This is a genomic window from Polaribacter sp. Hel1_33_78 (genome assembly GCF_900106075.1).
Taxonomy (GTDB): Bacteria; Bacteroidota; Bacteroidia; order Flavobacteriales; family Flavobacteriaceae; genus Polaribacter.
Map to the genome: position 1 here is coordinate 426,118 of NZ_LT629794.1, position 21,610 is coordinate 447,727.

13 protein-coding genes are annotated in these 21,610 nt (G+C 30.6%); 3 read left to right on the forward strand and 10 right to left on the reverse strand.

Annotated features, from left to right (window positions below):
• Positions 1 to 37 precede the first annotated feature (37 nt).
• Both BLT88_RS01970 and BLT88_RS01975 read right to left on the reverse strand, forming a co-directional pair.
• The gene (locus tag BLT88_RS01970) at positions 38 to 4,495 is read right to left on the reverse strand and encodes a PAS domain S-box protein (protein ID WP_091952671.1); all 4,458 of its coding nucleotides are present in this window, start codon (positions 4,493 to 4,495) and stop codon (positions 38 to 40) included.
• A gap of 461 nt (positions 4,496 to 4,956) precedes the next feature.
• Positions 4,957 to 5,805: an OmpA family protein gene (locus BLT88_RS01975; RefSeq protein ID WP_036788591.1), complete on the reverse strand. Its 849-nt coding sequence runs from the start codon at positions 5,803 to 5,805 to the stop codon at positions 4,957 to 4,959.
• A 115-nt stretch (positions 5,806 to 5,920) separates the two neighbouring features.
• On the opposite strand from BLT88_RS01975, the gene BLT88_RS01980 reads away from it, so the two are divergent.
• Positions 5,921 to 6,913, forward strand: a complete 993-nt coding sequence (locus BLT88_RS01980; protein WP_081958220.1) for an FAD:protein FMN transferase — start codon at positions 5,921 to 5,923, stop codon at positions 6,911 to 6,913.
• Positions 6,914 to 7,019: 106 nt separating this feature from the next.
• Here BLT88_RS01980 and BLT88_RS01985 read toward each other — a convergent pair whose 3' ends face one another.
• From BLT88_RS01985 to gpmI, 4 genes are all read right to left on the reverse strand, one after another.
• A complete protein-coding gene (locus BLT88_RS01985) occupies positions 7,020 to 7,790 on the reverse strand; it encodes a class I SAM-dependent methyltransferase (RefSeq protein WP_036788597.1) in 771 nt (256 codons plus the stop codon).
• Between the two features lie 54 nt (positions 7,791 to 7,844).
• Positions 7,845 to 8,648: a type I methionyl aminopeptidase gene (gene map / locus BLT88_RS01990; RefSeq protein WP_036788600.1), complete on the reverse strand. Its 804-nt coding sequence runs from the start codon at positions 8,646 to 8,648 to the stop codon at positions 7,845 to 7,847.
• Positions 8,649 to 8,710: 62 nt separating this feature from the next.
• On the reverse strand, positions 8,711 to 9,331 hold the full coding sequence (locus BLT88_RS01995) for a thioredoxin family protein (RefSeq protein ID WP_091952679.1): 621 nt from the start codon (positions 9,329 to 9,331) through the stop codon (positions 8,711 to 8,713).
• Positions 9,331 to 10,848 carry a 2,3-bisphosphoglycerate-independent phosphoglycerate mutase gene (gene gpmI / locus BLT88_RS02000; RefSeq protein WP_091952681.1) on the reverse strand — a complete coding sequence of 506 codons (1,518 nt, stop codon included), beginning with the start codon at positions 10,846 to 10,848 and terminating at the stop codon, positions 9,331 to 9,333. The genes BLT88_RS01995 and gpmI overlap by 1 nt, the downstream gene beginning before the upstream one ends.
• 292 nt (positions 10,849 to 11,140) lie before the next feature.
• Here gpmI and BLT88_RS02005 point away from each other — a divergent pair, with 292 nt between their 5' ends.
• Both BLT88_RS02005 and BLT88_RS02010 read left to right on the forward strand, forming a co-directional pair.
• Entirely contained in the window at positions 11,141 to 12,886 is a 1,746-nt protein-coding gene (locus BLT88_RS02005) for an aromatic amino acid hydroxylase (RefSeq protein ID WP_091952682.1), read from the forward strand.
• Between the two features lie 42 nt (positions 12,887 to 12,928).
• Positions 12,929 to 13,201, forward strand: a complete 273-nt coding sequence (locus BLT88_RS02010) for a rhodanese-like domain-containing protein (protein ID WP_036788727.1) — start codon at positions 12,929 to 12,931, stop codon at positions 13,199 to 13,201.
• Between the two features lie 159 nt (positions 13,202 to 13,360).
• Here BLT88_RS02010 and BLT88_RS02015 read toward each other — a convergent pair whose 3' ends face one another.
• Genes BLT88_RS02015 through BLT88_RS02030 form a run of 4 tightly spaced genes read right to left on the reverse strand, consistent with a single transcriptional unit; the run spans position 13,361 to position 21,592 of the window.
• Positions 13,361 to 17,386 (reverse strand): FG-GAP-like repeat-containing protein, encoded by a 4,026-nt coding sequence (locus tag BLT88_RS02015; protein WP_091952684.1) that lies wholly within the window; start codon positions 17,384 to 17,386, stop codon positions 13,361 to 13,363.
• Positions 17,387 to 17,418: 32 nt separating this feature from the next.
• On the reverse strand, positions 17,419 to 18,366 hold the full coding sequence (locus BLT88_RS02020; RefSeq protein ID WP_091952685.1) for a GSCFA domain-containing protein: 948 nt from the start codon (positions 18,364 to 18,366) through the stop codon (positions 17,419 to 17,421).
• A gap of 36 nt (positions 18,367 to 18,402) precedes the next feature.
• On the reverse strand, positions 18,403 to 19,980 hold the full coding sequence (locus tag BLT88_RS02025) for a DUF1501 domain-containing protein (protein WP_091952687.1): 1,578 nt from the start codon (positions 19,978 to 19,980) through the stop codon (positions 18,403 to 18,405).
• Position 19,981: 1 nt separating this feature from the next.
• Positions 19,982 to 21,592 carry a DUF1800 family protein gene (locus tag BLT88_RS02030; RefSeq protein WP_091952689.1) on the reverse strand — a complete coding sequence of 537 codons (1,611 nt, stop codon included), beginning with the start codon at positions 21,590 to 21,592 and terminating at the stop codon, positions 19,982 to 19,984.
• Between the last annotated feature and the right edge of the window lie 18 nt (positions 21,593 to 21,610).

Here is a 21,610-nt window from a genome sequence, read left to right on the forward strand (position 1 = left end):
TTTTTTAAATGAAAGTACCGTAATATTTTCTTAATAATCATTTAGAATTTTTTGGAATTTTAACGAGAAAAGAGGTTCCTTTGCCAATTTTACTGTTCACAATGATTTTTCCTCCTAAAGCATCTACAGCTTCTTTTACAATAGATAATCCTAGACCTGTTCCTTGAATTAAATCTACGTTTTCTCCTCTAATAAAAGGGTTAAATATATTTGAAAGCTCTGCTTTAGGAATTCCAATACCAAAATCGATAACGGATATAACGGTGTAATTTTTCTCTGTTGAAAATTCAACAGTAACGGTATCTGCATCTGGAGAAAATTTTACAGCGTTACTTATTATATTGATAAAAATATTTCTTCCTAATTTTTCATCAATAAAAATAGAGGTGTTTTTTAATTTTTCATCATCAATTAGTAATATTTTATGTCGTTTGTTATGAGAATTACCTACCTCTTCAATTATTTCATAAATAAAGTCTCCAAGATTAAGATGTATAGGGTTGTACATTATTTTACCGGCTTCAGCTTGACCAACAATTAAAATATCATCTAATAATTTTGTCATGTGCATAACTTGATCTTCAATTTTATGAAGTTTTTTTTCTATCACATTAGGTTCCATTTTAGACCAGTATTTTTTAATAGATCCTGCAGCAAAATTTATTGAAGATAAAGGAGTTCTAAATTCATGAGATGCTGTTGAAACAAATTTTGATTTTAATTCCCTTAATTCTTTTTCCTTTTTTAATGCTTCATTTAATTTTAAAGTTCTTTGATTTACTTTTAACTCTAATTGATTACGATAACCAACTAATTCTGTAATATCTTGTCCTACTCCTAATACACCCGTAACGTCTCCATTTGCATTTCTACGTGTACTAGAGTTTAATAAAACCATAACCCGTTCTTTGGTTTTGGTAAATAATGGGAATTCAAAATTTGCTGTTTCTAAACCAAATAACGCATTGTCTAATACTTTTTTTACTGCTTCTTGGTCGTCTGCTCTAATATAGGTTTGTACTAAATTTTTTCCTAATACTTCTTGTTTTGTAAAACCAGTAATTTTTTCTGAAGTCTGATTCCATTCATTAACCAGTCCTTGACTATCAATACCAAAAATTGGTGCGTTTGCGGTTTCGATAAACTGTCTTAATTCTTTTGCAATAGATTCAGATTCTGTTCTTAGCTTATCAATTTGCGTAATATCTTGCCCTACACCTAACACACCCGTAACGTCTCCATTTGCATTTCTACGTGTACTAGAGTTTAATAAAACCATAACCCGTTCTTTGGTTTTGGTAAATAATGGGAATTCATAATTGGCCGTTTCTTTACCAAGTAAAGCGTCGTCTAATACTTGTTTTACAGCTTTTTGGTAATCTTTTGTGATGTATGTCTGTACCAAATCTTTTCCTAATACATCTTTTTTAGTAAATCCTGTAATTTTTTCTGAAGTCTGATTCCATTCATTAACCAGTCCTTGGCTATCAATACCAAAAATTGGTGCGTTGGCAGTTTCAATAAACTGGCGTAATTCATTCGCAATAGCAGTAACTTTAGACTTAGTTGTCACCATTTCTGAGATGTCGTTGGCTATTTTTATTACCTTATAATAATTTCCATTAACATCTTTAACTGGCGTATAAGTTGCGTGAATCCATATAGTAGAACCATCTTTTTTTATACGCTTATATTCCCCTTTTTGTTTTATACCATTTGCTAGGTCTTTCCAAAAACGTTCATAACTATCAGAATTTTCATAAGAGGGGTCATAAAATATTTTGTGATGCTTTCCTATGAATTCCTTTTTTGAAGAATATCCAAAATCAGTAACAAAATTATAATTTGCTCTCAAAATAATTCCCTCCATTGTAAATTCAGCTGATGACCAACCTAAATCTACAGCAGATTTCATAGCTCTTGATTCTAATCCAACTTTTAAAACTTTCTTTTCTTGATTAACCTGTTCTGTTATGTCTTGGTTTGTTCCTTTTAAATTAACAATATTACCATTGGCATCTCTAACTGGGTTACAAACAGATCTTAATGTTTTTTCAGGTCTATTAGGAATACAAATTCTAAATTTAATATCAAACGGGATGCCCATTGTACTAACTATTTTAACAGAATTCATAACGAATTCGAAATCATCGGGGTGAATTAAATTAATAATGGTATCATATTTGGGAATATTTTTATTGAAATCGAAACCCCAAATATGATAGGTTTCCTCTGACCATTCCACTTTTTTATTTTTAGGATTTAATAACCAGCTACCAATTTGTCCTAATTTTTGAGCTTCAAATAATTCGATTTTAGTTTTTTCTAATTTTAATAAAGACTTTTCTTTTTCTTCTTCTAGCTGTTTTTTTTCGGTAATATCTTTAATTAAACCATAAATAATATTTTCAGGTCTTTTTTCAGCAGACATTAAAGTTAAGTGTCTAATTTCACCAGATGGGCGTTTTATTCTAAACTCAAGAGGAGAAAACATTCCATCAGCGAATAATAACTCAATATTTTGATTAACTTTTTTCAAGTCTTTTCGCAAAACTAGGCTCATAATATTTTGGTGAGAAGGATGAAACGTTTCCTTTGATTGGCCATAAATTTTATACATTTCTTCAGACCATTCTGATGTATCTGTTGTTAAATTCCATTGAAAGCTACCAATTTGTCCTAATTTTTGAGCTTTATTTAATTCGTTTTTAGTTTTTTCTAATTTTAATAAAAAATTTTCTTTTTCTTTTTCTCTCTCTTTTTTTCCGGTAATATCTTTAATTAAACCAAAAGTAATGTCTCCAGATTTTTTTTCAGCAGACATTAAAAGCAAGTGTCTAATTTTACCAGATGGCCGTTTTATTCTAAACTCAAAAGGATAAAATATTTCATCAGTGTATAATAACGCCATATTTTGACGAAATGTTTTCAAGTCTTCTCGCAAAATTACGCTCATAACATTTTTGCGAGAAGGATAAAAAGTTTCCTTTGATTGGCCATAAATTTTATACATTTCTTCAGACCATTCTGATTCGTCTGTTTTTAAATTCCATTGCCAGTTACCAATACTACTTAATTTTTGAGTCAGATTTTCTGCTTTTTTCTTTGCAGTAATGTTCCTTGCAAAACCTAAAACCCCAATAACACTATTATCTTTAGAAATAACTGGTACTTTAGTAGTTTCTAGCAGCTCACCGTGATTGTCATTTGCAAAGATTGCATAATCTTCACTTACATTTGCAACTCCACTAGAAATTGCTTCCTTATCCTTTTCTATGTAGAAGTCTGCAACTTCTTTATCCATAAATTCGTAATCTGTTTTTCCAACAATATCCTGTTCTTTTGCACCAAAAAAATCTTCGAAGCGATTATTTACAAATAAATATCTTCCGTCTTCTGATTTGAGCCAAATTAAATCTGGTATGGTATTCATTAAAGTACGAAGATTTATTTCGCTTTTTTCAATTGTATTTTTTGCGTTACTTAATTTTTTATTCGATATTTTGAGCTCTTGATTTAGTTTACGGTATGCTTTATTTGATGCTTTCAAAGTTTTTTCTGCTTTTCTTTCTGCAGTAATGTCCCTTCCAATACCTAAAACCCCAACAAGACTATTATCATTGGAAATAACTGGTACTTTAGTAGTTTCCAATAGCTCAATGTGTTTGTCATTTGCAAAGACTACAGTTTCTTCATTTACAGATGAAATTCCATTATAAATTGCTTTCTTATCATTCATTCTGAACAAGTCTGCAAGTTCTTTATCCACAAAGTCATAATCTGTTTTTCCAACAATATCCTGTTCTTTTGCACCAAATAAATCTTCGAAGCGATTATTTACAAATAAATATCTTCCGTCTTCTGATTTTAACCAAATTAAATCTGGTATGGTATTCATTAGAGTACGAAGATTGATTTCACTTTTTTCAAGTATTTCTTTAGCAGAGGTTAATTTTTTATTAGAATTATGAAGCTCTTTGTTTAGTTCATGAAACGCTTTATTTGATGCTTTTAATTCTTTTGCACTTCTAAGAAGGGCAATGTTTTGATTTTCAACTTCTTGCTGAGCAATTTTATGTTGATGAATGTCTTTACATACTTTAACAATTTCTATTACTTCTCCTTTAGCATTTTTAAAAGGGTAGATGTATTCTGAAAACCATTTTCTTTCTCCTAACCAATCTAATAAAACTTCTATAGTTACACTTTCGCCAGTTTTATTTACTTTTTTAAATGCAGACATAATTCTTTTGGAAACATCTTTATTGAAAATATCTTCGGGCATTTTACCAACAATTTCTTTAGGTGAAATTGCATAGCATGTTGGGCCATTATAATAAAGGTATTTACCATCAGGTTGGTGTACTGTAAACATATCATCAGATACTTTTGAAAGCATATTGAAACGGTCGTTACTTTGTAGTATTTCGTTTTCTGATTTTAACTTAATAATTTCTTTTTCTAAATCTTGATATGTTGGCTTTTTATTTGACATACATTTAATAATAGACTGTATCTAGTTCTTTTAGTTATTGTAATAAAGGCGACTTTTGTCTTAAATAATTATACTTAAAAGTTATTTGTAATAACAGTCTTTAAAGTTAATCTTTTAAATTTAAAGTATGTTATTCCTTGAATTACAAAAAGTTGATTGAATATTTAAGTTATATTTTTAAATAAAAATATGACCAACAAATTAAGTTTTTTCCAAAGACATTCAACTAAGCAAAATGCTTAGTTGAATGTCTTTGGAATTACAGTAACTTTTTTTAAAATAATTTAGATAAGATCAAACTATTTTTAACTATTTAAGTTATTGATAATATAAATTTTATATCCTTAATCGATGAAGATGTTTTTAATATAACGTTAACACTTAATAGATGTATGATTATTTTACAAAAAAAAAACCAACTCTTTTTGAGTTGGTTTTAAATTGGTTAAAAAGTGCTAAAATTATTTAGAAGCATCTTGCTCTAACAAATCAAAGAATTGATTTAATTTAGGCATGATGATAATTTTTGTTCTTCTATTTTTTGATTTATTTTCAGCAGTATCATTTGGTGCTAAAGGGATATATTGACTTCTACCAGCAGCAATTAATCTTTCTGGTTTTACACCATATTTGTATTGCAGAATTCTAGTAATAGAAGTTGCTCTTAAAGCAGATAAATCCCAATTGTCTTGTAGGATATTTCTTTTAATAGGAGTAGAGTCCGTATGTCCTTCTATCATCACTTCCATCTTAGGTTGATTGTTAATTACTTTAGCAATTTTTTCTAAAACAGTGTAAGCCTTGTCTGTTACATTATAGCTTCCGCTTTTAAATAATAATTTGTCAGAAATAGAGATAAATACAACAGTCTTTTCAACATTTACTTCAATATCCTTATCCTGTATGCCGTCTGTTAAATTTTTAGTTAAATGAAATTTAATAGCAAGATTTAAAGAATCTTTTTTAGTCATCGCTTCTCTAACACCATTTATATATTTATCTTTTTCACTTAATTGAGAAATTACATTCTTAATATTATCAGAAGAAGATTGTGTTAAAACTGTTAAATTTTCAACTTGCTTTAAAGCAGTCTTTTTATCTTCTTTTAAGTATTTAACTTGCTCTGCAAGAGCAAATACTTTAGAAGATTCTTTCTCATTTTTAATTAAACACTTTTGTAAATTAGCTTTTACATCTACCAATTCTGTTTTTGTTTGATCGTGTTTTGATTGTAAATTAACAAATTCTTTTTTTGAAACACAAGAACTTATAATTACAGCCGTTACTAATAATATTACTATTTTTTTCATTGTATACAAATTAAATTGAGTAGACAAATTTAACAAATAGAATACATAAAAAGTATGATTAACAAGATTTTGTGAAAAATTTATGTACTATTTTTGTAAAAAAAAACTTCAATTCATGAAACTCCAGAATATTATTACTTTTATTACAGTTTTGGTAATGTTATTGGCCTGCACTCAGGAAAAGAAGAATAGAGATTACACTTTAGAAGGGCCTATTTTTGGTACATCGTATAAAATCAAATATTATAATACGAATATTAACTTTCAAAAATCTTTAGATAGTTTGTTTTTATTGGTGAATACATCTACATCAACTTATAGTTCTGAATCGGATATTTCTAAAATAAATAATGGAGATTCAACAATTATTGTAGATGCAATCTTTTCTGAAGTATTTGAAAAATCGAAGAGAATTTATAAAGAAACTGATGGCTTTTTTGATCCAACTGTAGGGAACTTAGTAAATGCTTATGGCTTTGGACCTAAAAATGAGAAAAGAGACCTTACAGATGCAGAAATAAAAGAGCAAATGAAGTTTGTAGGTCTAGAGAAAATAACTTTAAAAAATAGTAAAGTTTTAAAGGAAGATCCAAAGGTATATCTAGATTTTAATTCAATAGCCAAAGGTTTTGCCATTGATGTTATTGCTCGTTTTTTTGATCAAAAAAAAATAGAAAATTATTTAATTGAAATAGGTGGAGAAATACGAGCAAAAGGTTTTAAAAAAAATAATAAACCTTGGCTAATTAGAATAGTTAATCCTGTAAACTCTTATGATAATAATGGGTTTAAAACTATTAATCTCTCAAATAAGGCCATGGCTACTTCAGGTAATTATAGAAAATTTAGAATTTCTAGTGAAGGAAAAAAATATGTGCACACTATAAATCCAAAGACGGGCTATGCAACAGAAAGTAATTTGTTAAGTGCCTCGGTAATATCGAATAAAGATTGTGCAGATTTAGATGCCTACGCTACAGCATTTATGGCAATGGGTTTAGAAAAAACTAAAGAGTTTTTAATTAAAAATCCAAGTATAAAAGTAATATTATTATTTTCTTCTAAAAGCGGAATTATTGAAGAATATGCAACATATAATTACAATTAGGGATTCATTTTACTGTAGTAATTTCTTTTCTATATGATGTTGATGAGAGATTAATACACACACACAATTTCGAATTTTAAATTACAGTTTTGTTTACAATAATCAATTACTCTTTATAGCATACAGGAAGAATTTCATTTTTCATTAAGCAAAATCGTTCTAGTTTTTCTGTAGTAATTTTTTTTGTGTAATCAATTTCATCCACTTTAAAACCTACTGAACGCAGTTTGTTAAAATAATCTTTACCATAAACTCGCACATGATCATATTGACCAAATATTTCAGTACGTTCTTTTTTGTCGATAATTGAATTATCTTCAAAAGTTTTCTCTCTTGACATATCTTGCGGAATTTGAAAAATTCCAAAACCGCCTTTTTTCATGACCCTAAACAATTCTTGCATGGCCTTTTTATCATCTGTAATGTGTTCTAAAACATGATTGCAAAAAACGACATCAAAGGAATTATCTTTAAATGGTAAATCACAAATATCGGCTTTTACATCAGCGATTGGAGACTCTAAATCAGAGGTTGTATACGTTAAATTTTGTTGTTTTTTAAAAATGTCTAGAAAACATTGTTCAGGTGCAATATGTAAAACTTTTAGCTTAGTTTTTGAGGTAAAAAAGGTGGTGTCATTTTTTAAAAAAAGCCACATTAACCGATGTCTTTCTAATGATAAGGTAGATGGGGAGAGAGCGTTTTTACGCTGTTTACCATAGCCATAGGGTAAAAATTTACGAAAACTTTTTTCATCTATAGGATCTGTGTATGTATTACCTTTTAACCAAAAAGCAATTAGTGGTCTAACGGTATAACTAACTTTTATTAGCCAAGGTCTTGGTATTGTGTTTAATATGGATTTGAATATTTTCATAGCTGTACACTAAATTTTCAAAGAGTTATTCCGCTGAGAATTTCTGTGTTTTATCTAGCTTCGAAATTCGTTCTCTACATCAGTTACAATTCCTAAAGCTTCATTTACATATTTAAAGGTTGATAGTAATTCTGGTTTACCATTAACAATAGCAACATCATGCTCAAAATGAGCAGACGGTTTGTTGTCTAAAGTTGTAATTGTCCATCCGTCAGAATGCTGCCTTATTTTATGAGTTCCCAAATTTGTCATGGGTTCAATGGCAACAACCATTCCCTCGGCAAATTTCTTTCCTCTTCCTCTTTTTCCGTAATTTGGCATTTCTGGATCTTCATGCATTTCGCGCCCCAAACCATGACCTACGAGTTCTCGAACAACACCATAACCATGCTTTTCAGTAAAATTTTGAATAGCAAAACCCACATCACCAACTCTATTACCAGCCTTAAATTCTCTGATGCCAACGTACAAACTTTCTTTAGTAACGTCTAGTAATTTTTTGATTTCATCGTCAATTTCACCAATAGCAAAAGTGTAGGCGTGGTCTCCATAAAAGCCATTTTTTAAAGCGCCACAATCTATAGAAATAATATCACCTTCTTGTAAAGGATTTTTATTCGGTATTCCATGCACAACTTGTGAGTTAGGACTCATACAAAGTGTATTTGGGAAATCGTATAAGCCTAAAAAACCAGGAATCGCTCCTTGTTCTCGAATAAAATCTTCAGCAAGTTTGTCTAAAAATAAAGTAGAAACACCCGGTTTTACCTCTTTTGCAAGCATCCCTAATGTTTTGGAAACTACTAAGGCACTTTCGCGCATAATTTCTATTTCTTCTATGGTTTTAATTTTAATCATTTTAAAAAATTGAACCGCAAAGTTACTATATTTATTAGGATTTATTATTTAATAAAGTATCACTACTTGCTTTTATCGTAAGAGTGTTTATAAGGTTGCCCTGAAACAATCTTTAAAATATCTTTTTCTATAGTTTCCCTCGGATACTCTACATAACGTCCAACTTCTTTACCTTCTTTATAAAAAATAAAAGTTGGTACTCTTATAATATTAAATCCTTCTTGAAGATTATTTGGTGTTTTTTTACTTCTATTTACAGTGATTAATTCAAAATTATTTTCATCAAAATCAGTTTGCTCTAAAATTTTATAAAAACGAGGAGTTTCTCTTTTGCTATCTCCACACCAAGTTCCCATAAAACCTTTTATTGTATAACCTTTTAAGGCATTTGTTAATTCGTTAATGGTTTTTTCATCCGGTGTGTACTCAAAGAATCTGCTGTTAAACCATTCTTTAAAAGAGGCATCTTGAAATGATTCTTTATTTGCAATGCCAATTAGATAACCATTTTTATCTTTTTTTGCTGTTATTTCTCTGGCAATTTTTTGAATCGGTTCTTTCTTTTCAACTAATTTTTTTTCTACTTTCTTACTTTCTTTGGATTGCGTTTCTATTATTTTTTTATTTGAACTACAGGCAAAAATAAAGGTGGTCAAGAAAATAAGTATACTATTTTTTATCATTATAAGAGTGATTTTTGAGTCATTTCTTTTGGTTGTTCAACACCCATTAATTCTAAAATTGTTGGAGCTATATCACCCAAGATACCGCTTTTTATTGATTTGATTTCTTCATCAATTAAAATAAAAGGAACAGGATTTGTGGTGTGTGCAGTATGTGGTGAACCGTCAGGATTCATCATGGTTTCACAGTTACCATGATCGGCAATTAATAAAATTGAATAGCCATTTGCTAAGCCTGTTTCTATGACTGCTTTTGCACATTCATCTACAGCTTCACAAGCTTTAATTGCTGCTTCCATAATTCCGGTATGGCCAACCATATCTCCATTTGCAAAGTTTAAACAAACAAAATCTGCTTCACCTTTTTCTAAATCTTTACAAAGTGCATCTTTCAATTCATAGGCAGACATTTCTGGTTTTAAATCATACGTGGCAACTTTTGGAGAGTTTCTTAAAATTCGAGATTCACCTTCAAAGGGTGCTTCTTGACCTCCAGAAAAGAAGAAAGTCACATGCGGATATTTTTCTGTTTCTGCAATTCTTATTTGTTTTTTGCCTGCCACAGATAAAACTTCACCTAACGTGTTTTTAATATTATCAGTATTATAAATAACATTAATTCCTTTAAAAGAGGCATCATATAAAGTCATTGTCGTGTAATACAAATTTAACTTCCTCATTCCAAATTCAGGAAAATCATTTTGAGATAAAGCATTTGTTAATTCTCTCCCTCTATCGGTTCTATAGTTGAAGAAAATAATGGCATCACCTTCTTTTATTTGTACTTTTGGAGATCCATCTTCATTGGTAAGAATAATCGGTTTATGAAATTCATCGGTTAAACCTTTTTCATAATTTTTGTTGATTGTCCCTAAAATATCTCTAGTTTTTAGACCGATAGCATTTACAATTCCATCATAGGCCGTTTTAACACGGTCCCATCTATTATCTCTATCCATTGCATAATAACGTCCAGTAACAGTTGCTAATTCGCCTGTACTTTCTTTCATGTATTCTTGCACTTCGTTGATGAAATAGGTGCCAGATTTTGGATCACAATCTCTACCATCTGTAAATGCATGCAAAAATATATTCTCAACTTCATTTTCTTTTGCAACGTCTAAAATTCCTTTTAAATGGTCAATGTGTGCGTGGATTCCTCCATTAGAAACTAATCCTAATAAATGAACATTTTTATTATTTTCTTTGGCATATTTAAAAGTATCAATTAATACTTTTTCTTGCCCTAATGTCTTTTCTTTTACAGCTTTGTTTATTCTAGCTAAATTTTGATATACAATTCTTCCAGCACCAAGGTTCATGTGTCCAACTTCAGAATTCCCCATTTGCCCTTCAGGTAAACCAACATGTTCTCCATCGGTTCTTAATTCAGCATTAGGGTACTTATTATATAAACCGTTTATAAAAGGTGTTTTAGCATTGTAAATAGCGGATACTTTTGGGTCTTGCGTAATACCCCATCCATCCAAAATCATTAGTATAACTTTCTTGTTCATTGTCTTAATTTAAACAGTAAAAATAAGAAAGATTTTAATGGTTTTATGAAATTTTCACGAAACCGATAACTTAAATTATTAGAATAATTGAATTCGTAAATCTGCCATCATTTTTTCTCTGTTTCTATTTATTCCCCTTTTGAAGTTTTTATTTATATTTTTAATATTTCAAAATTTATTTTAGTGTTTTCAATATTGATTTATAACTTCTTATCTTACTTTTAACAAGAAAAAAGGAGTGCGCTTATTACAAAATTCGTAATTTTACGGGGTAAATTTTATGAAATTTTGAATGAAAGCACATTTTGAAATGAACGAAGTAACTAAAAAGTTACCTAAACACTTGCATAAGTTTGTGGTTAAACAACCTTATGATGAATATACTGCTCAAAATCAGTCTGTTTGGAGATATGTTATGAGGATGAATATTGCTTATCTCAGTAAAGTTGCTCATAAATCTTATTTAACAGGACTTGAAAAAACGGGAATTTCTATTGAAAATATTCCTCGTATGGAGGGAATGAATAGAATTTTAAAAGGAATTGGTTGGTCGGCAGTCTCTGTAGATGGTTTTATTCCTCCAAATGCTTTTATGGAGTTTCAAGCATATAATGTTTTAGTTATTGCTTCAGATATGCGAACAATTAATCATATTGAATATACGCCTGCACCAGATATTATTCATGAAGCAGCAGGTCATGCACCTATCATTTCAAATCCAGAATATTCAGAATATTTAAGACGTTTTGGAGAAATTGGAAGTAAAGCAATCTCATCCTCTAAAGATTATGAAATGTATGAAGCTATTCGGCTTTTGTCCATTTTAAAAGAAGATCCAAATTCACTGCAAAATGAAATTGATGATGCTCAAGAAAAAGTTGAGTGGTTGCAAAATAATATGGGTGAATTGTCAGAAATGGCACAAATTAGAAATTTACATTGGTGGACTGTAGAATATGGTTTAATAGGTACTTTAGAAAATCCCAAGATTTATGGTGCAGGATTATTGTCTTCTATTGGAGAGAGTGATTGGTGTATGAATAAGGAGGTTAAAAAACTTTCTTATTCAATTGAAGCAGCAAACCTCAATTTTGATATTACAAAACCGCAACCTCAATTATTTGTAACCCCAGATTTTGCCTATTTAAGTTTAGTTTTAAATGAATTCGCCAATACAATGGCTTTAAGAACTGGAGGTTTAAAAGGTATTCAAAAGTTGATGCATTCAAAAAATTTAGGAACAATAGAATTAACAACTGGAATTCAAATTTCTGGAGTTTTTACAAAAGTAATTAAACATAAAAACAACAAAGTTGCCTATTTTCAAACAACAGGGGAAACCGCATTGGCCAATAGAGATAAAGAATTAATTGGTCATGGAATTACAAGCCATCCAGGAGGTTTTGGAAGTCCGGTTGGCAAATTAAAAGGAATTAATTTACCAATTGAAAATATGAGCCCTAGAGATTTAAAGGCTTACGGAATCTATGAGGGTGAAGTGATGACTTTAGAGTTTGAAAGTGGAGTTATTGTGAAAGGAAAAGCAATAACTGGAACAAGAGATTTAAGAGGTCGAATTTTAATCATCTCTTTAGATGAATGCACAGTAACTTATAAAGGTGAAATTCTATTTCAACCAGAATGGGGAATTTACGATATGGCAATAGGAAAAGAAGTTATTTCTGCTTATGCTGGTGCTGCTGACGTAGATTCATTTAAAGATAGTAGTAGGGTTTCTGAGGTTAAAACTCATAAAATTAATTACACAGAATCTGAAAAAGAATTATATTCTTTATACGACCAAGTAAAAAAAATGCGCGAAACAGGTTCTGCGTCAGAAGAAAAAATAACAGAAATATTTAATCAGTTAAAAACAAATTTTTCTCAAGATTGGTTATTGAATATAGAAATCTATGAACTAGCTTTGCAAAACAATTACAAATTAAAATCTTTAATCTTAGAAAGATTAGAGGAGTTAAAATGTAACAAAAGCTACACAAAACTAATTGAAAATGGATTAGTTTTGTGTAAAAATTAATAATAGAGCATGGGTTTATTTAACTTATTTAAAAGAAAAAACATGGGTCAAGAAATTAAAGAATATTTAGAAAAAGGAGCAGTCGTTTTAGACGTAAGAACAAAAGCAGAATGGGATGAAGGGCATGTAGAAGGTTCAAAACATATTGTTTTAACAATAATTCCTTTGGAAATTGAGCAAATAAAATCTTGGAATAAACCTGTGATTGCTGTTTGTAGAAGTGGTGCTAGAAGTGGTCAAGCAGCTCAGTTTTTAGCACAGAACGGAATTGATGTTATTAATGGAGGCCCTTGGCAAAATGTTGCTAACATTTAGAACGATAAAAATCTAAAGTATTAAAATACAATAACTAAATTTTCTAAAAGCTGGTATACAGAAATATCATTTAGTCAGAAAAAATCGTTGTGTAGCCTTGGAGATAAAATACTTTTTAGGACAAGGCAGATGAATTTGTAGAGATTTTTAAAACTAGAATTATTCTTTTATTATGAAAGTACTAGTATTATTAATTTTTAAAAGATAAACACCAGAAGTTAAAGATGCTGGTAGTTTTATTCGAGTTTCTTTTTTATGATCATTAAAGATTTTTTGAAAAGAAGATATTTCTCTTCCAGTGATATCGAATAGTTTAAAAGTATCTTCAAAATTAGTATTAGTTACATATAATCCTCTGTTTTTTACTGGATTTGGGAATACGCTGTTTACAACCGAATATTTAGAAGTATGAGCCGTTTTTCCTTCAAAATAAGCTACTGCGAAATTAAATGCATCTATGCCTAATTTTTGACCAATTTTTCTACCTGGAATATCATCAGCAGGAGGATGAATACCACCCCAAATCCTAGATAAACTGCATTGATCTGAAGCGTCTCTATAAGTAGCCCATTGCAAAGTAACATCTTGAGAAGGTCCCTCTTCAAAAACTAAAAACTCATTTTTCTTAGCAATAAATTCACCGAGACCACCAGGAAAATATTCATCACCAGTGATTAATGTTAAAACTTCTGCAGCTGCTCGTGAAAATGTTGAATGCCCCGATACGAAACCAGCAAATGGTGGAGTCACAAATGAAGGACGTTGATAAGGCCACCAGTTTTCCGCTAATATCCAACCAACACCAGCTTGATCTGTTTCTACATTTTGAATATTATCATGTCCTTTCCATGTATATACTTTTATTTTTCCTAAATGCTGCGAGCTATTGCCAACCAGTGGATCATTTTCTTTTACGATCTCTATATAATTGTCTATTAATTTAATTCCTTCTGGATGAAAGTTTGGCGCTGCAGGATCTGAACTTTGTCCTTTGTCGGTCATATATCGAATTGCAGAAATTGGACGAATGTAATCGTACCAGCCTTTTATACTCCAAGCAGAAATTGCAGCATCGTGCATCGCTCCGCCAAGTATAAAATAAGATTTTACATCCCATTCAAGAGCCTCAAGTACTTCTCCATCACCTTCAAATTTTTTGGTTGTTAAAGGATTGTCATTTACATAATTAAGAATCGAGAACCAATGCCCTGGTGGTGTTTCAGAATCTGGACCATCTGCCCAAAACTCTGCTAGCACTCTGGTATAATCTCCTCTTGGAACAAGTTGCGTTTCATAACTTGCATTTGTTTTTGGGTTTATTGGCCTACCTTCACTCATATCTCCACCTTCAAACAGTTTGTAAAAATCTGAGTAATTTCGAAAGTCATCTGGAAAAGATGTACTAGAAATATTACCAATAGATTTTGGAGAGATATCCCAAATAACACCATCATTAGCATCTAGGTGAGACCCCCAAATGGATACTAAAGAAAATCCCCATTTATAGGCATCACTTGATGAAGCATTATTCACTGCATGAATATATGGAGGGTCTGAAGGATCATTATAAACTAAAAAATTATTATTATCTCTTTGATATGTTACAACATCATCATTTTTAAGCGCAAAAGGAGAAACATTGCCCCATTCTGGGTTTAAAAATTGAGTAGCACCGCCATCTATGAGGTTACCGCTTTGGTCTATAAAAGAACTAAGACTTAGAGGTTGCCACCTATTCGGATCTTGAATTGAACTATTTCCTGAGAAAATTGGTAATAAAGGATCATTGAAGGGCGTATAATATGCATTATCATAATTTGTTTGTTCTCTCGAACCATCAATTTTGCCATATTTAATAATTTCATCAGCAATATAATTTCCAAGTGCAGCAGCATTTCCAGAGGTATAATCTAATGAAGTATAATTTATATCAAATCCTAATTGATTCATAATTAAGTCGAATCTTATTTTTGAGGAATCGAATCCAGGAGAGTTTTTAAAACGTTGGCTAAGCAAACGATATGCAGCATAGCTTATTGTTTTTTTTATTGATATTTCAATACTTTCTTTTGGTACAAATTCCAAAAGTTCACTACTGAAGTTATGCACATCATTACCAATTAAATAAGGCTTTGCCATTTCATTATATATTGCCCATGTATCATACAAGGCAACACTAATATGAAAAAGATTTCTAGCATGCACGGTGGGTCTGGCGAAATCATTTCTAATAGCTTGTAAAAGCACTTCATTCCAAATTCTAGCAATAGATTTGTCTACTGATATCGCATTAATATTTAATTGGACTTCTAAATTTACGGGAGCACTTGCACAATTTGAAGTAACTTCTTTAACCGAAATGATGCCTTTTTCTTCAACTCCCCATTTCACTTTAACGGCATTAGTTCCTTGTCCTTCAATAATTTCTCCACCAATTATCGACCATGCTGAAGTTGAATTCGTCGGCAAAGGATAGGTGTAAATTTCTTCTTTTAAAAACCCTGAATTTGTATTTCCAGTAATTTCTGCTATTTGTAAGTATTCGCATGAACCATCATCTATGTAAGCTCTAGGGTTGTACGTGCATGAGTTAGGGTCTGTACACCCAGAAACCTTAATACTGGGCTCAATATCTAAAACCTTATATCCGTTGCCTTCTGTAGCTTTAATAGTCGTGTTCGTATTTATATTTTGATAGGTTTCTATTAATCCTGATGGCCAATGAATAGATAATTCTAAAACCTCAGAATCATTATTTAATCCAAAATGAACAGGTGCTAAACTTTGATTTAAAAACCCAACACCATTGTAATATCTTTTTATAGTTCTATTCGAAGTAGTTAAGGTTAAGGCTGCACCAATGGCATCTCTATTTGAATTTGTACCTTGTAATTTAACTTTAAACCATTTTAGATTATTAGTTTCGTTAAAATCGAGCGTTTTGTTTTCATAAAAATAAGAAGATCTATCACTGTTTGTAACAAAAAGATCTAAATCACCATCGTTGTCAAAATCAAAAGGTTGCGCACTAACACTTGTTGTTAAATCTTTTAAATTTATATCTTCCGAGATTTCAACAAAAGTTTCCTGACCTTCGTTTAATAAGTTTTTATAATACGCATTAAATTCTTCATCTGTAAAGGCAAAATCGTATCCATTTACTACAAATAAATCTTCGTCACCATCCAGATCGAAATCTGCAAGTTTAGCATCCCAAGACCATCCGACATCTTTTACATTTTTTTCTGATGCGACATCTGTAAAAGTATTATCTCCATTACTTTTAAGTAAAAAGTTTTCATTAATATTAGTTACGTATAAATCAAAATGGCCATCCCCATTATAATCTCCAATTGCAATACCCATGTCATTGCCATTATTTTGAACTTTATAAGTAGTGGCGTCATCAATTAGATTATTAGAGTTTTGATTTATAAGTAGCGGATTGGAGTTAAATAAATCATTGGTAATATACAAATCCATCAAGCCATCTTTGTTAAAATCAAACGGAAAAGCTTGGTAATAATATGCATTACCAGTTACTTGTATTTTATTCGAAACGTCAACAAAAGTTCCATCTTTATTGTTTTCATAAAGTTGCGCACTCTCGCAGTCCCCCCATGTAGTTATATAAAGATCTAAATAACTGTCATTATTGTAGTCAAACCAAGTAGCACTTGGGGTAATGCAGTTATTAAACCCTTGAATTCCCGCACTGTCGGTTACATCCTCAAATGTACCATCTCTTTTGTTTAAGTATAGTTGAATTTTTAATGAATATGTTAATATGATATCGGGAAAACCGTCGTTATTAAAATCGCCCCAAGAAGCACCATATTTAAATCCATCTAATGCACTGTTGTCTAAAGTAACTTCTTCCGATGTTAATATGCCTAAAAGTCCGGATTCTTTGGTAACATCTTCAAAGGTTCCATCGTTGTTATTTCTGAATAGTTTACTGTGTGTTTTTTCAATTCCTGCTTTATCAATACTTTTTGCTACTACAAAAATGTCTAAATCGTTATCATTATCATAATCGGCAACAGATGCCCCATTATTTTCTTCAAGGATTCCTAATCCTGCTACTTTTTCAATACGATTAAAGGTTTGTGCTGAGATAAGATTATTGAAAAGAAGAGAAAAAAATAAACAAATGAAAGAGTGGGATAAAACTTTTCTAGACATTTTATTTTTTTGTGTAAAGATACTAATTTGGACTAAAATTTTATAAATGGAAACTGAGATTTTATTTTTTCTTTTCTCTTCACTATTTTTTCTAAAAAATGTTGATGTTGTTCGGATTTTTCATGAAAAGGTCTATGTAAGATTCCTTTTTGAATGGCTTCAATTTCTTTCATGGTTGGCAAGGATTCTTCAGAAAACCGAGTATCTACAAATTTCTCCCAAATGTAATTTATAGCTGTTTTATTTGGATGAATCATGTCTTCTGTATAAAAACGATAATCACGTAATTCGTCCATCATAATTTCATAAGAAGGAAAATAAGAGACATTCGTATCCACAAGTATAGTATGAATTGCTGAAATTAAATTTGATTTACTTTGGGTGTTTTCTACAAAGCCATCTTTTAAATGTCTTATTGGAGAAACGGTAAAAGTGATATGTATATTTTTATTTATAGATTTTAAAAGTACTAATATCGTTGACAAAATTTTGGTAATTTGATCAACAGTTAATAATTCTTTCAAAAATTTTTTCTGTGGAATTTTATGACAATTGGCAACAATAGTGTCTGTTTCTATAAATCTGTAAACCCAAGAGGTTCCTAAAGTAATAATAATATGAGAGGCTTCTTTTAACTTTTTATTAGTAACTGAGATTGCAGCATTTATTTTTTTTAAAAGTGATTTGTCGTTTTCAGAACTTAAACTAGAATGCACATCAAAAGAATGCCAAACTTCATTTTGGAGAAAAACATCTTCACTGGAATATACTTTTTGATTGACTGCATTTGTAATTAAGGTCTCTATTGCTTTTGGATGAAAAAGTATGCCAAATGGATTTTGAATTGATTGAAATTTAAAGTGGCTTAATTTGTTTCCAATATTTTCTGAAAAGCAAGAGCCTAGCAAAAAAATATTAGAATCATAATTTATTAGATTTTTAGTTTCTTTTTTTAGCGGAATTTGAGTTTGGAGCTTCATGAGTGCATATTAACTGGAGCGAAATTAGCTTAAAAATTAATACTTCAATAATTTTTTTGTTTTAGAAAATCCTTTTGATTGATAATGCACAAAGTAATTGCCTTTCGCTAAGTTTTTTATATCTATACTTAAGGTGTGTTTAATAGCAGTATATTTTTTATTTGTAATTTCTTTTACAACGGCACCAGTTGTATTGTACAAAGTAAATTTTACTTGTTCGTTATTTCCAATAAATTCGATGTTTATGAAATCCATTGTTGGATTTGGAAATAGGTTAATTTTAAGTTTTTCTAATGAAAAATTTTCTGAAGAGAGTGCTGCTGAGCATCCTTGTTTAAAAATGGGTAAAGAATCAAATTCGTCAAACAAGATTGTATTAGACTCAGCTTTTGTTGCTCCTAGCCAATCTGTTAAAATAGTACTGTAAATATTTCTAAAATCGAATTGCATTTGCACGCCTTCTTTTTCATCAACTTGTGCATCAATCTCCGGAGCATCCCCTAAAATTTGATTTTTAACACAAGTTCCAAAAACGAAAAGTGGCGCAGCTGTTCCATGATCTGTCCCAAAGCCCGCATTCGAACGAATTCTTCTTCCGAATTCAGAATAGGTCATTCCAATTACTTTTTCATCAATATTTAGCAATTCTAAATCATCCTGAAAAGCAAACATGGCTTCAGATAATTCTTGTAATAGAGCTGCATGTTTTCCAGTTGTCGTCTCACCCTCTACGACTTGATTATCGTGATTGTCAAAACCCCCAATTTGAACTACAAATACTTTCGTTTTTAATCCGCCCGAAATTAATTTTGCAACATGTTTTAGTTTTTCTGCTAAATCAGAACTGGTGTATTTATCTGACAAGTTATTACCAGAATTAGATGCATTTATAATGATATCAGCATATGCGTTTGTTTGGCTAACCGTTTCATTAACAAAAGATAGTGCATCTCCATAACAATTATTTGGAATCTCACCAGCATTCGAGACTAGAGCTGTTCCTGGGTTGTCAGGGTCATTTAGTGCCATAGAAAAATTAGCACTTGGTCCTTGGCAAGTTTCTGAAACTATTTTACCGATAGTAATTGCAAAGGGGTGTGGATTTTCTGGAGATGGATAATTTTCTGGGAATGTTGCATGATTTTCGTTAAAAAAACGACCAATCCAACCAGAAGAAATTGTTACTTCTGAACTTGATGCAGAGTTCCAAATATCTGTAGATCGAAAATGGGATCTGTTTTGATTTGGGTAGCCGACATTTTGAATCAGAGACAGTTTTTCTTGCTCCCAAACTTTTTGAATACCTGCCATTGATGGATGAAAACGCGTTACATCATCAACCGTTAATAATTCATTTTCTGGAATGATAATATTAGAACGTACACTTTGTAAATTACTGTATTGATTTAAGTTGAAAACTGTGTTTAGGCCATCATTTCCGCCTTGTAGTTGGATTAAAACTAAAATATTATCATTGTCTGTAGTAAAGCTATATTCTTTAGGTTTTTCATTGGCAAATATTGGGAAACCACTTAATACAATTGGTAAAGAAGCAGAAGCAATTGAGCTTAATTTAATGAAATCTCTTCTATTTAATTTTTGTTTCTTTCGCATCTTACATTATTTGAAATTCAGACATTTGCACCATTGTTCCAATTAAACTTCTAAGCTTGTTTTCAATAGAATTTTTTAGAGCAGTATCCGAAGGATTCGCAATAAACTCGGAATATTCTACAGTCCATTCAAAGTCAGGTAAACCCGGAATTAATATATCTTTTAAGCTATCAATTTGATTTTGAGAAATTTCATAATTAAATAATTGGTTCGCTAATGATGTAATTAAAACAATAGGGTTTTCAGCATTTGTTATGTTTTCAGCTAACAATAAAACCGGCACTAAGGGCGGTACTGAATACTTTTTTTTATCAATTAATAAGTCACCTCCCGTAACTAAAATTTTACAGTAGTCCAATCTTTTTGGTAGTAGATAATTGTTTACCCAAGTTTTATAAAAGAGCGGTTTTTGATAATAAGCTTTCCATCCTGCAACATCTGGATGGTTAAATACAGACTGACCCAAATCCGTGCAAGCTAAGTACATAATATAAGCAAAATCGTACTCTTCTTTAATAGAAGTTACTGGCGCGCTAAGCAAAAGTGACTTAGTTGCAGAAAGTATGAGGTCTACTGGACTTTTAATCATGCAGAAAACAGTTTCGAAAAAATGTTCTGATGAAAATAATTTTTTAAGTGCAGGAACAATTTCGTAATTATTATCTCTAGTTATTTCAGCTAGAGGTTCTATAATATTCGTTTCAATTTCTGCAGTAATATCTGAGTTGATAAACCAAATATATAATTGTCTAACAATAAATTTTGAACATTCATCTTCTTGAAAAATTCGATCAATTAAGTCTTTATATTCATTTTCTCCATTTTCAGAAAGAACATGATTATTAAACCTAGGAGATAATGTTTTGGAATCTTTAGAGTGTTTAAAATTAGAAAAATAAGATTCTAAGGCTTCCTCATGAGTTAGCCCTCTAACTCGCCAACCAGTTAATACTTTTGCCATTTGTAATACATCATCTTCTGTATAGTTTGTGTAATCTCCAATGCCAACAACATCTCCTTTTCCAATTGTAAAAAGTTCTAAAAGTTCTCTAGAATAATTTTCGTTTGGAGCCATGTCTGTATTTTGAGAACCACTTAAATAACGCAACATATTAGGGTCTGTAGTAATCTGTTTTGTCAATTCTTTAAAATTTCCTAAAGAATGAGTTCTCAACAAATTCATATAATAATATTCTAAATGTGGATTAAAGGAAACAGAAACAAAGTGATTATGCCAAAATAAAGTTAGTTTCTCTGATATTGACATTCCAGCATTTTGCATCTGCAAATAAGACCAAGAATACAAAGAACGACCTCTTCTATTAATAACCTTATTTCGTAAAGTTTTGTCTTCTATTACAGGAATAGCTTTTCCATTTACCCAAGTTTCTCCATATTTTGCATCAGGATCTAATAAATCATCTTCTGTTAGATATTTTAATGGAGGGTCTGTTAAAGAAGGCGAACTGAAAAGTTTCTCAAGAGTCTCTGTTAAACCTAAATTTAAAGCTTCAGAAACCATTGATTCTGTTACTCCAAAGGAAGTTCTTTTTAATAAGTGTCTTGCTTCTTTTGCTGTAAAATTTCCAGAAAAAGTATTCAAATATGGCATAGTCCAGTATAAATTGGA